The 18,665-nt window shown below is 38.6% G+C and carries 23 protein-coding genes and 1 pseudogene; 18 read left to right on the forward strand and 6 right to left on the reverse strand.

Annotated features, from left to right (window positions below; translation table 11 throughout):
* Positions 1-23: 23 nt before the first annotated feature.
* The 3 genes from cbiD to T530_RS0107645 are packed head-to-tail and all read right to left on the reverse strand — an operon-like array spanning position 24 to position 2,966.
* Complete coding sequence (gene cbiD, locus T530_RS0107635; RefSeq protein ID WP_027728495.1) at positions 24-1,184, reverse strand: cobalt-precorrin-5B (C(1))-methyltransferase CbiD; 1,161 nt, start codon at positions 1,182-1,184, stop codon at positions 24-26.
* Positions 1,181-1,837 carry a precorrin-8X methylmutase gene (locus T530_RS0107640; protein WP_027728496.1) on the reverse strand — a complete coding sequence of 219 codons (657 nt, stop codon included), beginning with the start codon at positions 1,835-1,837 and terminating at the stop codon, positions 1,181-1,183. Before T530_RS0107640 ends, cbiD begins: the two co-directional genes overlap by 4 nt.
* The gene (locus T530_RS0107645; protein WP_027728497.1) at positions 1,830-2,966 is read right to left on the reverse strand and encodes a histidinol-phosphate transaminase; all 1,137 of its coding nucleotides are present in this window, start codon (positions 2,964-2,966) and stop codon (positions 1,830-1,832) included. Before T530_RS0107645 ends, T530_RS0107640 begins: the two co-directional genes overlap by 8 nt.
* 185 nt (positions 2,967-3,151) lie before the next feature.
* On the opposite strand from T530_RS0107645, the gene T530_RS0107650 reads away from it, so the two are divergent.
* The 12 genes from T530_RS0107650 to T530_RS0107705 all read left to right on the forward strand — a co-directional run bounded on the left by T530_RS0107650 (position 3,152) and on the right by T530_RS0107705 (position 11,028).
* Positions 3,152-3,874, forward strand: a complete 723-nt coding sequence (locus T530_RS0107650) for an SH3 domain-containing protein (protein WP_081773699.1) — start codon at positions 3,152-3,154, stop codon at positions 3,872-3,874.
* Between the two features lie 175 nt (positions 3,875-4,049).
* Positions 4,050-4,916, forward strand: coding sequence for a hypothetical protein (locus tag T530_RS0107655; protein ID WP_027728499.1), 867 nt, complete (start codon positions 4,050-4,052; stop codon positions 4,914-4,916).
* A gap of 146 nt (positions 4,917-5,062) precedes the next feature.
* Entirely contained in the window at positions 5,063-6,202 is a 1,140-nt protein-coding gene (locus tag T530_RS0107660; protein ID WP_027728500.1) for a hypothetical protein, read from the forward strand.
* Between the two features lie 148 nt (positions 6,203-6,350).
* Positions 6,351-6,902 (forward strand): hypothetical protein, encoded by a 552-nt coding sequence (locus T530_RS0107665; protein ID WP_027728501.1) that lies wholly within the window; start codon positions 6,351-6,353, stop codon positions 6,900-6,902.
* A gap of 107 nt (positions 6,903-7,009) precedes the next feature.
* A complete protein-coding gene (locus T530_RS0107670; protein ID WP_027728502.1) occupies positions 7,010-7,432 on the forward strand; it encodes a putative toxin-antitoxin system toxin component, PIN family in 423 nt (140 codons plus the stop codon).
* Between the two features lie 2 nt (positions 7,433-7,434).
* A complete protein-coding gene (locus tag T530_RS0107675) occupies positions 7,435-7,668 on the forward strand; it encodes a toxin-antitoxin system HicB family antitoxin (RefSeq protein ID WP_027728503.1) in 234 nt (77 codons plus the stop codon).
* 113 nt (positions 7,669-7,781) lie between these two features.
* Positions 7,782-8,369, forward strand: a complete 588-nt coding sequence (locus T530_RS0107680; protein WP_027728504.1) for a hypothetical protein — start codon at positions 7,782-7,784, stop codon at positions 8,367-8,369.
* A gap of 234 nt (positions 8,370-8,603) precedes the next feature.
* Complete coding sequence (locus T530_RS0107685; RefSeq protein ID WP_027728505.1) at positions 8,604-8,837, forward strand: AbrB/MazE/SpoVT family DNA-binding domain-containing protein; 234 nt, start codon at positions 8,604-8,606, stop codon at positions 8,835-8,837.
* Positions 8,831-9,169, forward strand: coding sequence for an endoribonuclease MazF (mazF, locus tag T530_RS0107690; RefSeq protein ID WP_027728506.1), 339 nt, complete (start codon positions 8,831-8,833; stop codon positions 9,167-9,169). Before T530_RS0107685 ends, mazF begins: the two co-directional genes overlap by 7 nt.
* 195 nt (positions 9,170-9,364) lie before the next feature.
* A complete protein-coding gene (locus tag T530_RS0107695; RefSeq protein ID WP_027728507.1) occupies positions 9,365-9,679 on the forward strand; it encodes a hypothetical protein in 315 nt (104 codons plus the stop codon).
* Positions 9,680-9,701: 22 nt separating this feature from the next.
* The gene (locus tag T530_RS0107700; protein ID WP_038074051.1) at positions 9,702-10,169 is read left to right on the forward strand and encodes an SMI1/KNR4 family protein; all 468 of its coding nucleotides are present in this window, start codon (positions 9,702-9,704) and stop codon (positions 10,167-10,169) included.
* A gap of 121 nt (positions 10,170-10,290) precedes the next feature.
* The gene (locus T530_RS0107705; protein ID WP_027728509.1) at positions 10,291-11,028 is read left to right on the forward strand and encodes a hypothetical protein; all 738 of its coding nucleotides are present in this window, start codon (positions 10,291-10,293) and stop codon (positions 11,026-11,028) included.
* A gap of 3 nt (positions 11,029-11,031) precedes the next feature.
* Here the strand turns inward: T530_RS0107705 and cbiB are convergent, their stop codons facing one another.
* Genes cbiB through T530_RS0107720 form a run of 3 tightly spaced genes read right to left on the reverse strand, consistent with a single transcriptional unit; the run spans position 11,032 to position 13,261 of the window.
* Positions 11,032-11,991, reverse strand: a complete 960-nt coding sequence (cbiB, locus tag T530_RS0107710) for an adenosylcobinamide-phosphate synthase CbiB (protein WP_027728510.1) — start codon at positions 11,989-11,991, stop codon at positions 11,032-11,034.
* A 22-nt stretch (positions 11,992-12,013) separates the two neighbouring features.
* Entirely contained in the window at positions 12,014-12,382 is a 369-nt protein-coding gene (locus T530_RS0107715) for a bifunctional adenosylcobinamide kinase/adenosylcobinamide-phosphate guanylyltransferase (protein ID WP_027728511.1), read from the reverse strand.
* 6 nt (positions 12,383-12,388) lie between these two features.
* Entirely contained in the window at positions 12,389-13,261 is an 873-nt protein-coding gene (locus tag T530_RS0107720) for a PPK2 family polyphosphate kinase (protein ID WP_027728512.1), read from the reverse strand.
* A gap of 114 nt (positions 13,262-13,375) precedes the next feature.
* Between T530_RS0107720 and T530_RS0107725 the strand changes: the two genes are divergently transcribed.
* From T530_RS0107725 to T530_RS0107750, 6 genes and pseudogenes are all read left to right on the forward strand, one after another.
* Entirely contained in the window at positions 13,376-14,161 is a 786-nt protein-coding gene (locus T530_RS0107725; RefSeq protein ID WP_027728513.1) for a histidinol-phosphatase, read from the forward strand.
* Positions 14,162-14,301: 140 nt separating this feature from the next.
* The gene (locus T530_RS0107730) at positions 14,302-15,585 is read left to right on the forward strand and encodes an O-acetylhomoserine aminocarboxypropyltransferase/cysteine synthase family protein (RefSeq protein ID WP_027728514.1); all 1,284 of its coding nucleotides are present in this window, start codon (positions 14,302-14,304) and stop codon (positions 15,583-15,585) included.
* Between the two features lie 155 nt (positions 15,586-15,740).
* Entirely contained in the window at positions 15,741-17,048 is a 1,308-nt protein-coding gene (eno, locus tag T530_RS0107735) for a phosphopyruvate hydratase (RefSeq protein ID WP_027728515.1), read from the forward strand.
* A gap of 204 nt (positions 17,049-17,252) precedes the next feature.
* Positions 17,253-17,825 (forward strand): DUF3793 family protein, encoded by a 573-nt coding sequence (locus T530_RS0107740; protein WP_027728516.1) that lies wholly within the window; start codon positions 17,253-17,255, stop codon positions 17,823-17,825.
* Positions 17,826-17,863: 38 nt separating this feature from the next.
* Positions 17,864-18,283 (forward strand): flavodoxin, encoded by a 420-nt coding sequence (locus T530_RS0107745; RefSeq protein WP_027728517.1) that lies wholly within the window; start codon positions 17,864-17,866, stop codon positions 18,281-18,283.
* 102 nt (positions 18,284-18,385) lie between these two features.
* A pseudogene (locus tag T530_RS0107750) lies at positions 18,386-18,665 on the forward strand (transposase); the annotation flags it as partial.

Genomic DNA, 18,665 nt, shown 5'->3' on the forward strand with positions numbered 1-18,665 from the left:
AGTTTTTCATATTTTATTTATTATTATACTACGGAAAGTGCCTGTTTGAAACCTTCCGACTCTGCCAGAAGGCCCAGCCGGGTAGTAAAGGTGGCACATTCAACCTGAATCTTTCCAGAAAGGGCGGCGCGTCTGCGTAAGTGATGCAGGATTTTTTCCATTACGATTTGCATAGTGCGGGATAAGAGACCGCCCTTACTTCCGGCGCTAAAGCTATCTTCCGCCACGATGATTTTGCAGGCTTCTTCAGTGGAGATTGCAGAAAGCACAGCATTGACAGTCTGCTTGCCTGCCCCTGCCTGAATGGCGGCGGCAGCGAGAAGTTCCATGCGGCAGTCGGCGATTTTTGAATGGGTATTCATAATTCCGCCGGAAACTTTGATTAGCTTTCCTATGTGACCGACCAAAAGAAAGTTTTCAAATCCAAGTTTTACCGCCATATCAACGGTGTCGCCAATAAAGTTTGAGCATTTTACGGCACGGTCGAGGTCAAAATTGTATTCAGATTTAATGAAATCAAGACCGTAATTTCCAGGAGAAACGACGGCAGTTGAGTTTCCAAGCTCCCGCTGCTGACGAAGTTCTATAAAAATTGTGTCTAAAAGTGCCTGACTGCTCATCGGTTCTACAATGCCGCTTGTTCCAAGAATTGAAATGCCCCCTTCAATGCCAAGACGCGGGTTAAAGGTTTTTAGGGCAATTTCCCGGCCTTCGGGCACCGAGATTTCTACCGCAAGCCCGCCCCTGTAATCGCAGAGCTGGCAGACCTCCAGCACTTCTTTTTCTATCATCTGGCGGGGCACTGAGTTTATGGCATGGTTCCCTACCGGCTGGTCCAGCCCTGGTTTTGTCACCAACCCGACGCCCTGCCCGCCTGTAATCACCACTTTCGCGATGGAGGGCGCATAATCCCCCGGCGCGCCGTCAGGCGCCTTTTCACAAAAAGTCACCTTTGCCACAACATGACAGCCGGTCGTAACGTCGGGATCATCGCCGCCGTCCTTGATAACCGCACAGCTGACCTGACGCTCGGAACGGGAAATATCCACAAGCTGAGCGGTGAAATCCAGCCCTTTGGGAGTAGTAATTTTGATTTCGTTTTTGATTTTGCCGGTCAACAGCATGTAAGCAGCAGCCTTTGCCCCCGCCGCGGCACAGCTGCCGGTTGTAAAGCCGTACCTCATTGTGCCCCCTCGCCGCCTCTCGTGCCCGCAGGCATTCCGTACAAAAGCGCGTTACAGATTGCGGCCGCCACCGTACTTCCGCCCTTTCGACCTTCGTTTATGATGTAAGGCACGTCACCCCCCAGAAAGAGTTCCTTTGCGGCAACAACGTTTACAAAGCCGACCGGAACGCCAATCACAAAATCAGGACGGTATATACCGCACTTTTTCATTTCGTGGAGGGAAATCAGAGCCGTGGGCGCATTTCCGAGCGCAAAAATCACCTTTTTTCCAAGAGCAGCGGCACGTTCCATGCTGACAGCCGCCCGGGTCAGCCCCCGCGATTTTGCCTCAGCCGCCACATCCTCGTCTGCCATAAAACAGTGAACCTGGCCGCCAAAAGCCTCCAGCCGCCGCTTATTAATTCCAGCTTTGGCCATATTTGTGTCGGTAACGATGTGAGCGCCTTGGCAAATGAGTTCACGCGCCACTTTGACCGCATCCGGCGAAAACTTCAAGGTCTGTGCAAAATCAAAATCCGCCGTCGTGTGAATTACCCGCATGATTACGTCTTTATTTTCCGCCGCCAGCTTGATTTTTCTTTCCGCAAGCTCCCCTGCAATAATCTCAAAACTGCGCGCCTCGATTTCCTCAGGCTTTACAAACTCAATCATTTTCCCTCACCTTTTTTATGGCTTTTATCAGCCGCCTGTTTTCCCGGTGGCGTTTGACTGCTACCCTATAAAATCCCGAACCCAGCCCTTCGTAATCTGAACAGTCACGGATAAGGATTTTTTTCTGTAAGAGTGATGTCGGGAGCGGCGCATCAACTGGAGCATGGGAGTTTTGATTACCGCCGCCAGCCACCGCTCCTACTTGAGAAGGCATTGCGCCGTTCCCGAAGTCATCCTTAAAAAGAATAAAATTTACATCTGAATTATAAACCTTAAAACCTAAAGCTTTAAGTTCGGCAGAAATATATTCTCGTTCCTGACAAATAAGAGCACGTGCCCGGGGCAGATAATTCCCCGATTTCAAAAGTACAAGCCCCACTTCCTGCGCAGGGACCGAAACATTCCATTCGGGAAGTGCCGCTTTTAAAGCTGTTGCTGCCTCACTATCCGGACAGATACAGAAACCCAGACGGAGCCCAGGAATTGCGAAAGTTTTTGTGAAAGCACGAAGAATGTAAACACCGGCAGACGACGTTTTATTTTGAAGCGCCTCCTCAGGCACCGCAAGTTCAATAAAACACTCATCAATCAGCAGTTTTACTTCAGATTTATTGCATAATTGTATGATTTTTTCGACGATTTTTGTATTAAAAAGTTTACCATTCGGGTTATTCGGGTTAGTTAAAATAAAAAAATCAGGTTTTTCCCGCCCGATAAGGTCGTTCAAACGATCAAAATCACTTTCCCCAAAAGCAAAATCTTCTTTTTCATTCAGATAAAAATAAAGCGGAATGGCACCGCAGGCCTTAACAGCCCGCTCATATCCTGTAAAAGACGGGGCAAAAAGCAGAATCTTACGTGCCCTCTCCGCCCGAAGGAGCGCCTCAATCAGTTCACTGGCCCCGTTTCCAAAGACAAGCTTTTCGACAGCAAGCCCCAGCTTTTTACTCAAGGCATCCGTCAGCCCCCTACACTTCTGATCCGGGTAATTTGAGATTTTTTTCAGCGCACGCAAATAGGCAATTTTTGCACCCAGCGGTAACCCCAGCGGATTTATATTGATAGAGAAATCATGCTTTATTTTGTGTGAGTAAATATCGCCGCCATGCATATCATAATCCCAATGCATATAATTTCGCATAAAACTATCGCTGTGTACATAAGAAAATCATTGAGATATCTATATTTTAAGATTATCATTAAATTTAAGTACGTCTATATTTGGTTTACACTGACATTTTTTGCAGCCTAAACCTCTTATAGCGGATACGGAGAATATTATGGTGACGCCCGCACTGGGGCGCAAGGAAGAAAATGAAAAAGTTATTATCAGAATTATTTATTCTTATATTTTTAGGTACAGTAATCTTTGCAGAAACAGGAACCGTTTTGGATGATAGGGTTCGTGTGAGATCGGCACCGTCCTTGAAATATTCTACTGTCGTTGGCGTAGTAAACAAAGGTGACAGATTAGAAGTCGATGCTAAAACTGAAGAATTTGATAACATTGACGGTTTTTCAGAACCCTGGTACAGGGTTGAATTCAATAATAATGAATGCTGGATTTACGGAGGTTATTTTTCTGTAGATTCAAACATTGAATATTTATCAGAATTATCAAAATCCCGTGCCATGAGCAACGCCTTGTTTAACTATAATGTAAACTTTGCCGCGAATTGCGGCGACTACTTAAGAAAAGGAAAAAATGTAAAAAAAACATACGAAACCTTTAAGGTTGAAGGCGGTTATGAAATAAACGCCACTTGTTATAATTTTGAGTATGGCTCGGTTATAATTGATTGTTATACAAGTGATGATAAATATTTTACATGGGTTTGCACATCAATTATCAAGGATGGTGAAACTCCACTTAATATCAAACTTAATATGACAATAGAAGAAGTAAAAGCAATATTTGGAGATTTTGATTACATTGATGCAAATAAAGCTTTTATATATGGCGGTGGTATTCGTGCTGAATTCATCTTTGATAACAACAGACTTGAAAGAATAAATCTGGTAGTGGATGGTTGTTAGATTAATGTTAAATTACAAAGGATTAGATATGAAAGCCTGTGCTAACTTGCTTATGATGTCTATCTGCAGTAAGAAAAAACACATAACATGCGCTTCAAATCGGATTTTGCGGTCAAGCCGCGCCACCGTTTAAGTTGTTATACGGACGCCCGCACTGGGGCGCTTTGGGGAAAAAATGAAAAAAGTTATTTTATTATTTTGTATTGCCTTACTTTTTATAGGATGTAATAAAAAATCTCAAAAAGAAAAAAGTCCTAACACAGATGTAGTTCATACTGAAAAAAGTGTAGAAATAAATACTTCGAATAATAATATAATTATTTCAGATTCAACTGAAACAATTGTCGTTAAAGGTAATAACAATACTATTAGTACAGTAAGTTCTACAAACAACAATAATGAAGTCAGTTTTATATCACCATATTTTGGAACCTATTTGCCCGAGATATATTTATCTGGATTGATAAAATATAAGTCACATAGAAGAGCCTCTGCAGAATTCCGAAAATCTGATGAAGAAAATCCAAATGTACTTTTTGTAAATGAAAAATATGTAGAAGGTATTTATAATTATCATGAAGGAACTTCGGTAAATATACTTGAAACTTCTGAAGATTCTATTAAGGTAAAAACCTTCAATGGCGAAGAAATTTATAAATTAAAAGATAATCAATACATAATAATTGGAGAAACAAAATATAAGAAAATCAATGATACAAAAAAAATTAATGAAGAAGTTATAAGCAGTTTTTTAACCAATACTTTAATGCCTCATAATGTATTAAAAAATGAAAATAGCAGTTTAAAAGTTATTGATAATAAAATATTCTACAATGAAAAAGAATATGAATACGGAACAAATTTAGTTGGGACAAGTCTAATATATGATTATATCCTTAATAAAGAAGACTACGAATCAAAATATATTGAAATCTTGGAAAACAAGATAAATATTTATACTGCATATTCTCCTGATGATAACTATGATTGGGGATGGATAAAAGATGCAATATATAAAATTGAAAATTCTTTTGAATATTAAAAAATATTTTTAAGTCTCAAAATGAGTTTTCTAAAATATATTTCGTATAACATGCGCTTCAAATCCGACAAACCAGTCAAGCTGGTTTGCGGTTTAAGCGCGTTGTTATGTGGACGCCCGTACTGGGGCGCTTTTGGAGAGAAAGAATGAAAAAATTATATTGTTTATTAGTTACTGCATTTCTTGCACTGACTTTATTTGCAGAAGATGGTTATAAATGTAATCCAACTTACGAAGTTTATAGGGATACATGTTATTATCAAATGACTAACGGAAGATATATTACAAGGGACACTGATTCTGTACTTAAAAAGGGGACTGAAATTTCAGGTCAAACAAGTTATTGGTATTTGAAAGACCCTAAAGCTTCAAATCGATTGAGTCCCTATATTGATCCTTATGATTTAAAAATAAAAGGTTCTGATGTCTTTGATGATTATGTTTTAAGCTCTTTTGATTGGAGAAATAAATCAAGCCGCTGGATTCCAGCCTGGTATATGGAGGCAATAATTCAGAAAAAACGGGAAGTCATTGCTATGGCTGAACCTGGTCGTCTTATACAGGATAATGACTTTTTGCCTGTTGATGTTCCCTGGTACGATTATTATAAAACAGCAGCTTATCTACAGATAACAAATACAGGTTTTTATTTTAATACACCCTTAATTTCAATAAATGGATTCTCATTTGAAAAACTCAAGAAGATAAATGAACACACCTATATTGCAAAAGTATATCCGATGGTGGATGAAAGTAATAAAAGAATATCATGGCTTCCTTATGCAGAAAACCTTCCAGATTTAAAAGATGGAAAACCATTTGAAGTACGCTTTGAAATAAACGGTTCTTCAATGAAGATTTACAATAATAAGACAAACAAAATATTATTTGATTTAATCCAGCTTCCTTTTGATTTAGCTAATGATGCTCTAAATTTCTTTATAGAAACGAATGCCATAGTTGAAACGCTGACAGTTCCAGATGAATATACAAATAGTAGAGAAGAAGATAAGTTTAAATTGGACAGAAGTCTGGCTAAAAATAAATTTATGCTTGTAAAAGAAAATTTGAAATTACGCAATGAAGAAAAAGCATCTTCAGATTTAATAACTGTTATGGCAACTGGTTCCTGGGTAAAAATCCTGACAATTGGAAAAAAAGAAACAATAAATGGCATAACATCAAACTGGGTTAAAGTATCAACTGTTAGAAATTCTGTAGATGCAGATGGTAATAAAATTCCATCCGATACTATCGGTTGGTGCTACGGCGGGTATCTGGAATGAAATATCACATAAAAAGTTCAAAGCCGACACAGGCTCAAGGCCTGTGCGGTTTAACTCATTGTTAGGTTGATGGCGCACTGCGCCACTTATTGTTAATAAGGTAAATCTTCCGACAAATTCTATTTTAAATAAAATCTCGGAGGATTTTATGAAAAAACTCGTTGCTTCAATTGTACTTCTATTTATTACATTTTCTTTCTGCTTGGCTGCTTCATCAAAAGATGAATTTAAAACTACTTATGATGAAGTTGAAGATGTTACATTCATTACCCATAAGGATATGCAGAAAGGCGCATTTTATAATTTAAAAGATTCAGCAACAGGAGAAAGAGAAAATATTTCTTTGTACATTTCTGATAAATCATTAACCATATGGGCTGATTATCAAAACAATGACTGGATGTTTATAGATGGCTTTGTTTTTCTTGATGCAGATAGTAATAGACTAAAAATTGATTATGGAAAAAGATCAGACTCTGATGTAAAAAAAGGTGGCTTAAAAAATCTTTATGTAAGAGAAGATTATGGAGCAATACTAAAAGAAGAAGATATTTCAAACCTAGAAAAACTTCTTTCTTCACAAAAAGTTTATGTCGCTTTCCTTGGAAAAAAGAACACAAAAAAAATGGATCTAAAAGCTAAATATATTCAAGCAATGCAGGCAACTATTGAAAAATGGAACTCAATAAATGAACAATAGGAAAATAACAATCCAGCCAAGTCAAGCTTGTCTGGATTGTTAAACGGCGGGTCAAGCCCGCCTTTTTATTTGACAGTAAATAATGGTATCATATATAATACTACGTAATGAAACAATTAATCGTAATCGATACAAATGTTATCTTTTCCGCTTTGCAAAGTAATAAAGGAAAATCATTTGAATTGATTTCAAAAATTCCAAAAGACATTTTCGATTTTGCGATTTCAGTTCCACTTATACTGGAATATGAAGCCGTACTAAAAAGAAAACTAGATCGAACAATTTTTACTGATTCTGATATAGAAGATTTCATCAACTATCTTTGTAAAGTTGGAATCAGAACAAAATTGTTTTATCTATGGAGACCTTATTTAAAAGATCCGTTTGATGATCATGTTCTGGAAGTTACAATTCAATCAAACGCAAGAACGATTGTAACCTATAATAAAAAGGATTTTAAGGAAGCTGAAAATCTTGGACTAAAAATTCTTACACCAAAAGAATTTTTAGAAACATTGCAGGAGGTATAAATATGGGAAATTTAAGTTTAAGAATACCTGATTCTTATCATACAGCAGTAAAAGAAATTGCAACACAGGATAATATCTCAATTAATCAGTTTATTGTTTCAGCAGTTGCAGAAAAGATTGCCTCATTTGAAACACAGAAATATCTCGAACAAAGAGCAGATAAAGCTTCTGTAGGAAAGTTTAAATATGTATTATCAAAAGTTCCCGGTGTAGAACCTGCTGATTTTGATAAATAAGCAACCTAAGAAGTTCAAAGCCGACAAACCGGTCAAGCCGGTTTGCGTTTTAAGCAATTGTTATGTGGACGCCCTCACTGGGGCGCAAAATTTGAAAATAAAGAGGAATTTTTATGAAAGCAAAGAAAATCATTATTTGTATTTTTTCAATAGTAATGTTAGTTTCATGCAAGGCTAATACAAAAACAAAAGGCGTAAAAATAGATTTCTTTGATTATACTTTAGGTATGGACAAACAAGATGTTGTCAACAAACTTGAAGATGCAGGCTGCGAGCTTATTGATATTATTCAGCCTGCAAGAAATCCTGATGCCTATAATATTGACGGGGAATACAATATTATTGCTACAGAAGCATATTTTTGGGCTTCAAATTCTGAGGAATTATATCGTTTTTATTTTTCAGAAGATAATAAACTTGAAAGCATTTTTGTTTGCATATGTTTTGATTTGTCACAAAAACCCAAAAAAATAGTAAAGGCATATAGAGATGACTATAATAAAATCAATGAAAGTATAACTAATTATATTTCCATGCAAAAAACAGAAAATATTACTGTAAAGAACTGGACTGAACCAGCGAATGTGAAAACACTTCACTTAGAAACTGAATTTACAAGGTATGAGGATGAAGATATATATTTCGAGGTATTTCTTGAAGGAGGCTTTATGCTCGGTGTTTTTTATGGACGAATTTGTTGAAAGATTAGCAGGTATAGGCGTTCCTGCTCTTGTGTTTCTAATTATTATGAGTACAACTGTATGAGAAAATCGACAAATATCCGATTACAAAAGGATTGAAAGAAAAAGTTAAAGCAAAAATCCGTGAATCATAACTTTTAGTCTTTTGCGGCGGGTAAAGCCCGCCTTTTTTATATATTTTGGCTTGACAATAAAGATATACAATGTATACACTTAATTTATGGAGGTGGCATTATGCAAGTAGTAGTTCAGAAATGGGGCAACAGCCTCGGTTTTAGAATTCCGTCACTTTGGGCAAAAGACAACAATGTAAAGAACGGTAGTAAAATTGAAGTAATCGCTGAAAAAGGAAAAATAGTAATTCTTCCTCAAAAAAAGACTCTTGATGATATGTTGGCTATGGTTACTTCGGAAAACATCCATTCAGAAATATCAACTGGCAGTTCGGTAGGTAATGAAGAATGGTAGCATCAAATTATTCTCCAGAAAAAGGCGACTTAGTTTGGCTTGACTTTGACCCGCAGACTGGACACGAACAAAAAGGTCGTCGTCCTGCAATTTGCATCTCTCAAAAAAAATACAATCAGAAAATCGGTCTTGCTTTGTTCTGCCCTATCACAAGCCATATAAAAGGTTATCCTTTTGAAATCGTATTGGAAAATCATTCTATCAAGGGCTGTATTTTAAGTGACCAGATAAAAAATCTTGATTATAGACAAAGAAACTGTGATTTTATAGAAAAAGCAACAGAAGAGGAAATTAATTCTGTTGTAGATAATATAAAATTACTGATTGAATAGAATATCACATAACAAGCTTCAAAGCCGACACAGGCACAAGGCCTGTGCGGTTTAACTCATTGTTATGCTCACACGCCACTGGCGTGGTTATGTAAATTGAATATAAGGTTTTGGATATTTAACAGGTATAAATCCCCGAAATTTTTGGAAGGTCGTCAAACTGTAACACTGGAAAGATTTTAAGGAAAATAAATTATGAAAAAACAACTTGCAAAAATATTTGCGTCAATTTCGGGAGTGATGACTATTTTATTACCTGTCTCTCTGTTTTTTGCTATACAAAGTCAAATCACTTGGCAACATACGGTACTGGATTTACCTTCATTATTTTATTTGATTTATGGGTGGATTCCTGCATTGCTTTGTTCGATTGCTGGCATTGTTTTTTCTATCCTAGTAAAAATCGACACTTTTTATATGCCAAAATTATATTTCTGTACTTCTGTAGTCAGTCTGTTCATTTCCTGCTTCTGGGGCTTCCAAATACTCAAAGTGATGCTCAAAGCTTAAAAATATTTGAAGGAGAAAACAAATGATAGAAATAACAAAACATCTTTTGCCACTTCCTGATGAAACTCTAATTGAGAAAGAAGAATATATGTGGAAAATTAAACTACCGTCTGATTATCGTAATTTTTTAATGAAAAGTAATGGCGGAACTCCAAATAAACAAGAGTTTAAGTATAATAATCACGTTTATATGGTAAATAGTTTTCTGTGTATATTGCAGGATTCAGAAAATAGTGAATATGGATTTTATGATATTGATGTAGTACTTACTCAAATTGAGGATAGATTAACAAGTAATGAAGATTTAATAGGTTGTGAATTATTACCAATAGCCGAGTTATTTGCAGGTGATTATTTATGTCTTGATTATTCAAATAATAAAGATAATCCAACAATCTGTATTTGGAATCATGAAGAATCTGGAGAATTGGAACCTGTAACATATTTTGTTGCCAATTCTTTTTCAGAATTTATTTCTCTTTTATATTAAAAATATAACCAAAAACTGTTTACAAAGCATAAAATTGACGATGTGTACAGTTGAGATATTTATTTTTTACCTTTATCATTTCTTATATGAACGCCCTCATCGTGGTACCAGGAGAAAAAAAATGAAAAAAACTGTATTAGGAACTATCTTGTTATTGAGCACCTGCCTTCTTGCCTTTTCACAAGAATTTGAAAAGACCGAACTTGCAAAAGCAATAGAAGAGGATATTTCTTTCTGTTATAGCAGGAGTGCCCCTTCTTATATTTGGAAAGAAGGTAGAAGTTCAGCTTTAGTCGAAAATAACCAGCCTGCTGATAAATATGAAATTACAAAAATTAATGACAAAGATTATTCAACTGCATGGGTTGAAGGTAAAGATGATGACGGTATAAACGAATGGGTAATTATTCCTGTACAAGATGAATTGGATGATGATTGGGATAATGCCCGCGATAAATATAGTGCTGGGAAAATCGACAAATTTACTATTGAATTTCGTGTCAACAATGGTTATCAGGAAAGTGAAGAATTATATAAAAAGAACAATCGTGTAAAGGATGCAAAGGTTTCAATCTATGCAGTTCCATACACAGTTGGAATGAATTCAGCTCGTCTTACTGCAAATCCAGATTTAGTTTTTGAAAAAACAGTTACATTTTCCGATGAAATAATATTCAATCCGATTTACATCAATTCTTCGAGTTTTGAATTTTCATTCGAATTACCGGAAAAATATAAGACTAATGATAAATACTGCTTTTATCAGTTTTATTTAAAGGTTGAAATAAAATCCGTTTACAAAGGATCAAAATATAGCGATACATGCATTTCAGAAATGCAAGCAAAAACGATTCATTGATTATCAACAAAAAAATAAAATACCAATACAAATAATCTGACATAAAATCGCAGCTGTGTACATAAGGAAAACCGAGCGCTTTATATCCTTATGTTCCGGCGCGCGGACAAAATCCCCGATGTAAGGCTTTTCCTCGAGTTTGCCTTCGTAATACAAAGGCCCAGCCAGCTGCAGACCAAGTGCCCCTGCAACCACGCTTTCAGTCTGAGCAGAATTCGGACTCTGATGATTAAGGCGATCCCGTCGGAAAATATGGATGGCGTTTTTGAAAGAAAAGTCTTTTCCGCCAAAAAAACAGGCCACCATCATAAGAAGGGCCGCAAGACGCGAAGGAAGAAAATTCACAAAATCATCAGTTCTGGCAGCCGCGCGACCAAAATCAATGTAACGGTCGTTTTTGTATCCAATCATCGAATCCATCGTATTTATGCACTTGTAGAAAAAACCTAAGACCGGCCCTCCAAGCGCGCAAAAAATCATGGGAGCAATTACGCCGTCATTTGTACTTTCGGCAACAGTTTCGACCGCAGCCTTAGTTACACCTTCATCAGTCAAGTTCTCGGTATCGCGACCAACAATCATGGAAACTGCATGGCGGGCATCATCTAAAGTACCCTCTTCCAGCGCCCGGTAAACTTTCATGCTTTCGTCCTTGAGCGACTTTGCAGCAAGAATCTGCCAGGTAAAAAGTGCCTCAACCATGCAGAAGGCAATCTTATTTATATAGAAGAAAGATATCAAAACGGAAAGAACAATAGCTTCAGTTACCGCGCAAACAAAGAACACTGTAAGAATGCCGAAAAAGCGTTTTTTTGCGGGGGAATCTCCCTTGTGGTAAAAAATCTTTTCTGCCAGAGAAATTAATTTTCCAATCAACCGCACCGGATGAAAGGGATAGACTGGATCACCAAAAATCAGATCGAGAATAAATCCTGCTGCAAATGCAATTATATGAAAAATCATGGTTCTCAGAAAAATTCAGAACTCACCCCTTAATAACTTGAGCAAGTCCCATTACAATGCGGGTAACCTTTTCTGCACACTCAGCAATATTACACAGGATGCGCCCGGTTACTTCACGCCATTCGCGTTCGGTTTGATCTACAGGTACAATTCCATTGCCGATTTCATCACTGATAAAAATAAGCTTTTTTCCGCCCTTTTCAGTTTCTTCAATCAGCTTCTGGATTTCATCCCAAATCTGAGCAGAAGTCAGACCCGCGGCGAGTTTTTCTTTAACTATGATATGAAAATTATCTATAATGTCTATCTTTTTATGCAAAATTTCATCGGAATACAGCCCTTTTACGTAAGCAGGCTTATTCTGAGAACAACCACCTATAAAGAGTTCCATGAAATTTTATTTGCCCTCATTTTCGAGCATATTTTTACAGTTCGAAAGGTTATCTTTCTGCTCTTTTGTAATCTCCGGGAATTTAGGATCTATATCCTTCATTACACTGAGAATAACTTCTGAAACAAGATATCTGGCAAACCATTTCTGATCAGCAGGGATGACATACCATGGACAATCTTTTGTCGAAGTATTGTTGATTGCAGCTTCAAAAGCTTCCTGATATTTTTCAAAGAACTGACGCTCTTTTATATCATTTTCGCTGAATTTCCAGTTCTTTTCCGGACGATTAATTCTGTCTAAAAAGCGTTTTTTCTGCTCATCCTTTGAAAGATTAAGGAAGAATTTTATAACCCGAATAGAGTTAGAATTCAGATATTTTTCAAATCCCTTTATATCAGAATATTTCTGGTCAATGTAATCAACCTTTTTCAAACGCCTAGGCAAATCATATCCCTTGTAAAATTCGTGAACCTTTACAACAAGAACTTCCTCATAATATGAGCGGTTGAAAACAGCAATCTTTCCCTTCATTGGAAGATTTTTATGATAACGCCACAAGAAATCATGACTTGCTTCATCAGCACTTGGGCCCTTATAACTGAAAACATCAATTCCAAGTGGATTTACACCAGTTAGAACATGAGAAATAGTAGAATCCTTTCCTCCGGCATCCAGAGCCTGAAAACAAATTAAAACCGCTTCTTTATGTTCCGCATAAAGCGCGCTCTGAAGTTCAGCAATTTTTTCCGAATTTTTATGAGTTTTTTCTACCAATTCTGCTTTTTTATCTTCAAGTCCATTCGAATCAGTAGGTGTTTTTTTAATTTTAAATTCCTTAGAACCGTCTATGCAATAATTTTCAAGTTTAATATCCATATGAAACTCCTTGCAAATCAGTAAGTTTGTTATGAATATTTTACCACAGATTTTATTAATCTCAACTCTTTAATATATCTACAACATCACAAGTGATTTTTGTATAATATCATTATGACTCCAATATCTAACTTCCATACTCACACTTTTTTATGCAACCATGCCATTGGAAAACCCGAAGATTATTATAAGCAGGCCTTAAAAGACGGTTGTTCTGCTCTTGGCTTTTCAGATCACTGTCCTTTTCCTGACTCTACTCCAGATTACTGGCCTAATATTAGAATGACAGTAGAACAGGCTTCAGATTATGTTGGATGGGTTCGTAACCTGAAAAACGACTCTTCATTTCCTGTTTATCTGGGTTTTGAATGTGAATGGGATAAGCGTCTTGAAAACTGGTATCGGGACGGTTTGAAAGGTCGATTTGGAGCTGACTATCTTGTACTTGGCTCTCATTGGATTACTAAGGGTAATATTCACGATTATATTCCTGACAGTAAATCAGCAGAAGATTTAATCATTTATACAAATCAAACTATTGAAGCAATGAAAAGCGGACTTTTTGCCTTTCTTGCTCATCCTGACTTATGCATGGCTCACGAAAGAAAATGGGATAATGAAGTTGCAGCATGCATGAAAGCAATTTTGGATGCCGCAAAAGATTTAAATATCCCTCTTGAAGTAAACGGCCTTGGCATGCACAAACCAATGTGCCGGACAGAAAATGGATTGCGCTATGCCTACCCTATTGATGAATTCTGGCAGATGGTTGCTGAATCAAAGGCACGCGTAATCTGCAATGCAGATGCCCATGATCCAAAAGACGTAATTGCACACGCCAGAAAAGCCCGTGAATACGCAAAAGCATTCGGCATCACCCCTATTGAAACAATATTTTAAAAAAATCGAAAAAAATTCAAAAAATATTCTTAATACCTATTGACCTAGTAGGTTATATCCTGTATAACTAAGCCATAAAGAAAATCCTACTAACCTAGTAGGTAGCAAAATAAAAAACAAATACTACAGGGGGCAACATTATGGCTAATTACAAATTTGAAACTTTACAGTTACACGTAGGACAGGAAAGTGCAGATCCAGCAACAGACGCTCGTGCAGTTCCAATCTATCAGACAACTTCGTATGTTTTCCACAACTCAAAGCACGCAGCAGACCGCTTTGGACTTGCAGATGCAGGAAACATCTACGGACGTCTTACAAACTCAACACAGGACGTTCTTGAAAAACGCCTTGCTGCTCTTGAAGGCGGTTCAGCAGCCCTTGCCCTTGCATCGGGTGCCGCAGCCATCACTTATACAATCGAGGCTCTTGCAGCTAACGGCGGCCACATTGTTGCTCAGAAGACAATCTACGGCGGAAGCTACAACCTTCTTGCCCACACACTTCCACAGTACGGAATTACAACAACCTTCGTTGACGCACATAACCTCAAGGAACTTGAAGGCGCAATCAAAGACAACACTCGCGCAATCTACCTTGAAACTTTGGGAAATCCAAACTCAGATATTCCTGATATCGACGCAATTTCAGAAATCGCTCACAAGCACGGACTTCCTGTTGTAGTTGACAACACATTCGGAACTCCTTACCTCATCCGTCCATTTGAGCACGGAGCAGATATCGTAGTTCACTCTGCAACAAAGTTCATCGGCGGTCACGGAACAACTTTGGGCGGTATTATAGTAGAAAGCGGTAAATTTGACTGGAAAAAGAGCGGAAACTACCCTCAGATTGCAGCTCCTAACCCAAGCTACCACGGCGTAAGCTTTGCAGATGCAGTAGGCCCAGCAGCCTTTGTTACTTACATCCGCGCTATTTTGCTCCGCGATACTGGCGCAACAATCAGCCCGTTCAACGCCTTCCTTCTTTTGCAGGGAGTTGAGACACTTTCTCTCCGCCTGGACCGTCACGCAGAAAACACAAAGAAGGTTGTAGAGTTCTTGAGCAAGCATCCACTGGTAGAAAAGGTAAATCACCCTTCTTTGAAAGACCATCCGGATCACAAGCTTTACGAAAAATACTTCCCTAACGGTGGCGCAAGCATTTTCACCTTCAACATCAAGGGCGGCCGCGAGGAAGCATGGAAATTCATTGATAACCTCAAGATTTTCAGCCTTCTTGCAAACGTTGCCGATGTAAAATCGCTTGTAATTCACCCGGCAAGCACAACTCACTCGCAGCTTAATGATGAAGAACTCGCTGACCAGGGAATTGCACAGAACACAATCCGCCTTTCAATCGGTACAGAGCACATCGATGACATCATCGCAGATTTGGAAAACGGATTTGCGGCATTGAAATAAAAAAGTAAATAAATAAAAAAACGGAAAAAGGAAGGACGTGCACTTCAGCTTGAGCTAAAGCATGTTCTTCCTTTTTTTTATTGACTCTTTTGTTAGATTATACTAACATACCCTAGTTAGTTCCTACTAACATATCAAAAAAACGAGGTTTTAATATGCTGAATAAAGTTGCGATTGAAAACGTAATCGGCCGTGAAATTATTGATTCACGCGGAAATCCTACTGTTGAAGTAGATGTTATTTTGGAAAACGGAGTGCTGGGACGTGCGGCAGTTCCTTCTGGAGCATCAACCGGTGAGAACGAAGCTCTTGAACTCCGCGACGGAGATAAAAAACGTTACGGCGGAAAGGGAGTTCTTAAAGCCGTTGAAAACGTAAATAAAATCATTGCGCCCGCTCTAAAAGGTGACAACGTATTTGACCAGCGCGCAGTTGATATGAAGATGCTGGCTTTGGACGGTACTCCAACAAAATCAAAACTGGGCGCCAACGCAATTTTGGGAGTTTCTCTTGCAACTGCTCAGGCAGCCGCAAAAGCCCTTAATATCCCACTCTACCGCTACATTGGTGGCGCAAATGCTCACGTTCTTCCAGTGCCAATGATGAACATTATCAACGGTGGTGCACATTCAGACGCACCAATTGCCTTCCAGGAATTTATGATTCGCCCGGTTGGTGCAAAATCAGAAAAAGAAGCAATCCGTATGGGTGCAGAAGTTTTCCACGCGCTTGCAAAGTTGCTTAAGGCTCGCGGACTTTCTACAGCTGTAGGTGATGAAGGCGGATTTGCACCAAAGTTTGACGGAATTAACGACGCTTTGGACAGCATTGTTCAGGCAATCAAAGATGCAGGCTACAAACCTGGTGACGACGTAAAAATCGCAATGGACTGCGCTTCTTCAGAATTCAGCGTTGAACGCGACGGAAAGTTCTACTACAACTACAAGCAGCTTTCAAACGGAACTCCAAAAGATCCTAACGGAAAGGAACTCAGCGACGACGAACAGATTGCCTACCTTGAAGAACTGATTACAAAATACCCGATTGATTCAATCGAAGACGGCCTTGATGAAAATGACTGGGAAGGCTGGAAAAAGCTTACTGCCAGAATCGGTGACCGCTGCCAGCTTGTCGGAGATGACCTTTTTGTAACAAACGTTAAGTTCCTTGAAAAAGGAATCAAAATGGGAGCTGGTAACTCAATCCTTATCAAAGTAAATCAGATTGGCTCTCTCACAGAAACTCTTGAAGCAATTGAGATGGCACACCGCCACGGCTACACAACAGTAACTTCTCACCGCTCGGGCGAAACAGAAGATACAACAATTGCCGACATTGCAGTTGCAACAAACTCAGGTCAGATTAAGACAGGTTCGATGAGCCGTACCGACCGCATGGCTAAGTACAACCAGCTTATTCGCATTGAAGAAGAATTAGGAGATGCGGCTGTGTATGGTGTGTAAGCCCGCCGGTCAGTGCGGGCGGTGTTCAATAGCAAAGCGTTAAAAAAAATTGCGATGCAGCAATTTTTTAGCTTTACTTACTTCGAAGCTGCGTTAGCGATGTGAAGGGCTTGGCCACCGAAGGGGGCTGGAGCGAAGCGAAACCCGAAACGTAGCGACCCGCGGAGCGAAGCGACACGGGGAACGCCCAAAAAAGAGGACAACATGAGTTTTGACCAGATGATGATTCATTACAGCGCGCCGACTTTGTGCGGCATAAAACCGGGAAATCTTTTCTTTGTAAAAAGCTCAGAATTTTCTGAAACCCAGCTTTTATTATGGAAGGAAAAATTTCGGGTTAACGGATTTTCAGTTACATCGGAAAAATCATCAGAAGACACTGTCTTTATACTGGTTTATAACCCTCTTCTGCTCAGAAATCTTCTTGGCGACGTATTTGTTTCTTCTTACCTTTTGGGCAAGGGATACAAAACACCGCTGAACACTTGTTCTGTAATCAAGGAACTTGTGAAGCGAATAATGACAAAGGATGATTTTCCGCATGAAGTGGGAATAATTCTGGGCTACCCTATTCAGGATGTAATTGAATTTGAAGCTAAAAACGGAAAGGACTGCAAATACTGCGGTTACTGGAAGTCATATTCAGATGTAGAAAATGCAAAAAATTGTATGTGCAGCTACAAAAAATGCAGCTGCATGTGCAAGGAATGGTTTGATCAGGGCTATACAATTCCCCAGATTATTTGCGAATACAATAAGGCGGTGAAAGCCGCTTAAAATGCCCCCTGCCGGGGCACAAGAAAAGTGAGGTAAAAATGAAAGTAAGTGTAATTTATGCAAGTACAACAGGAAACACTGAGGCGATGGCAAATGCTATCTGCGAAGCAGTAAAGGCAGCCGGTGCTGAGGTAGTATTCGGAACTGCAGACAGCGCAGACAAGGCCGCTGCTACATCAAGCGATGTAATTCTTTTGGGAAGCCCTGCTATGGGTGATGAAGTTCTTGAAGACTCTATGGAAGAATTCTTTGGCGCAATTGAAGCTTCGCTCAGCGGTAAAAAAGTAGGAGTTTTTGGTTCATACGACTGGGGCGACGGCCAGTGGCTTCGCGACTGGGAAGACCGCGTAAAGAGCGTAGGTGCAGTAAGCGCCGCAGAGCCTCTTATGGTTCACCTTACACCCGAAGATGCTGACATTGCAAAATGCAAGGAATGGGCAGCTGCTGCTGTAAAATAAAGCTGATTAAAATCGGATTTTAGAGAGTTTATTAAACTGGTGAGTTTGAAGTGCACCCCTAAAGTTGGACAAATAAAGTTCGCTTTAGGAGGTGCATTTTTTATGTCAAAATATTCATATGAATTAAAAATGCAAATAATACTTGAGCATAAGACAAAGCATTATGGGGCTTTTATACTTCAAAGAAAGTATAGTATTCATCATAGCATTATTGAGCAATGGATAGCTCAGTACGAATTGAATGGAAAATTTACAGAACCAACGCGCCATTTTAGCGGAGAATTTAAGCTAAAAGTGCTAAACTATCAACAAGAGCATCATCTTTCCGATTCTGCCACAGCATTGATTTTCGGTATAACAAATTCTGGAACAATCTGTGCAT

This window comes from Treponema sp. C6A8 (assembly GCF_000619925.1).
GTDB lineage: Bacteria > Spirochaetota > Spirochaetia > Treponematales > Treponemataceae > Treponema_D.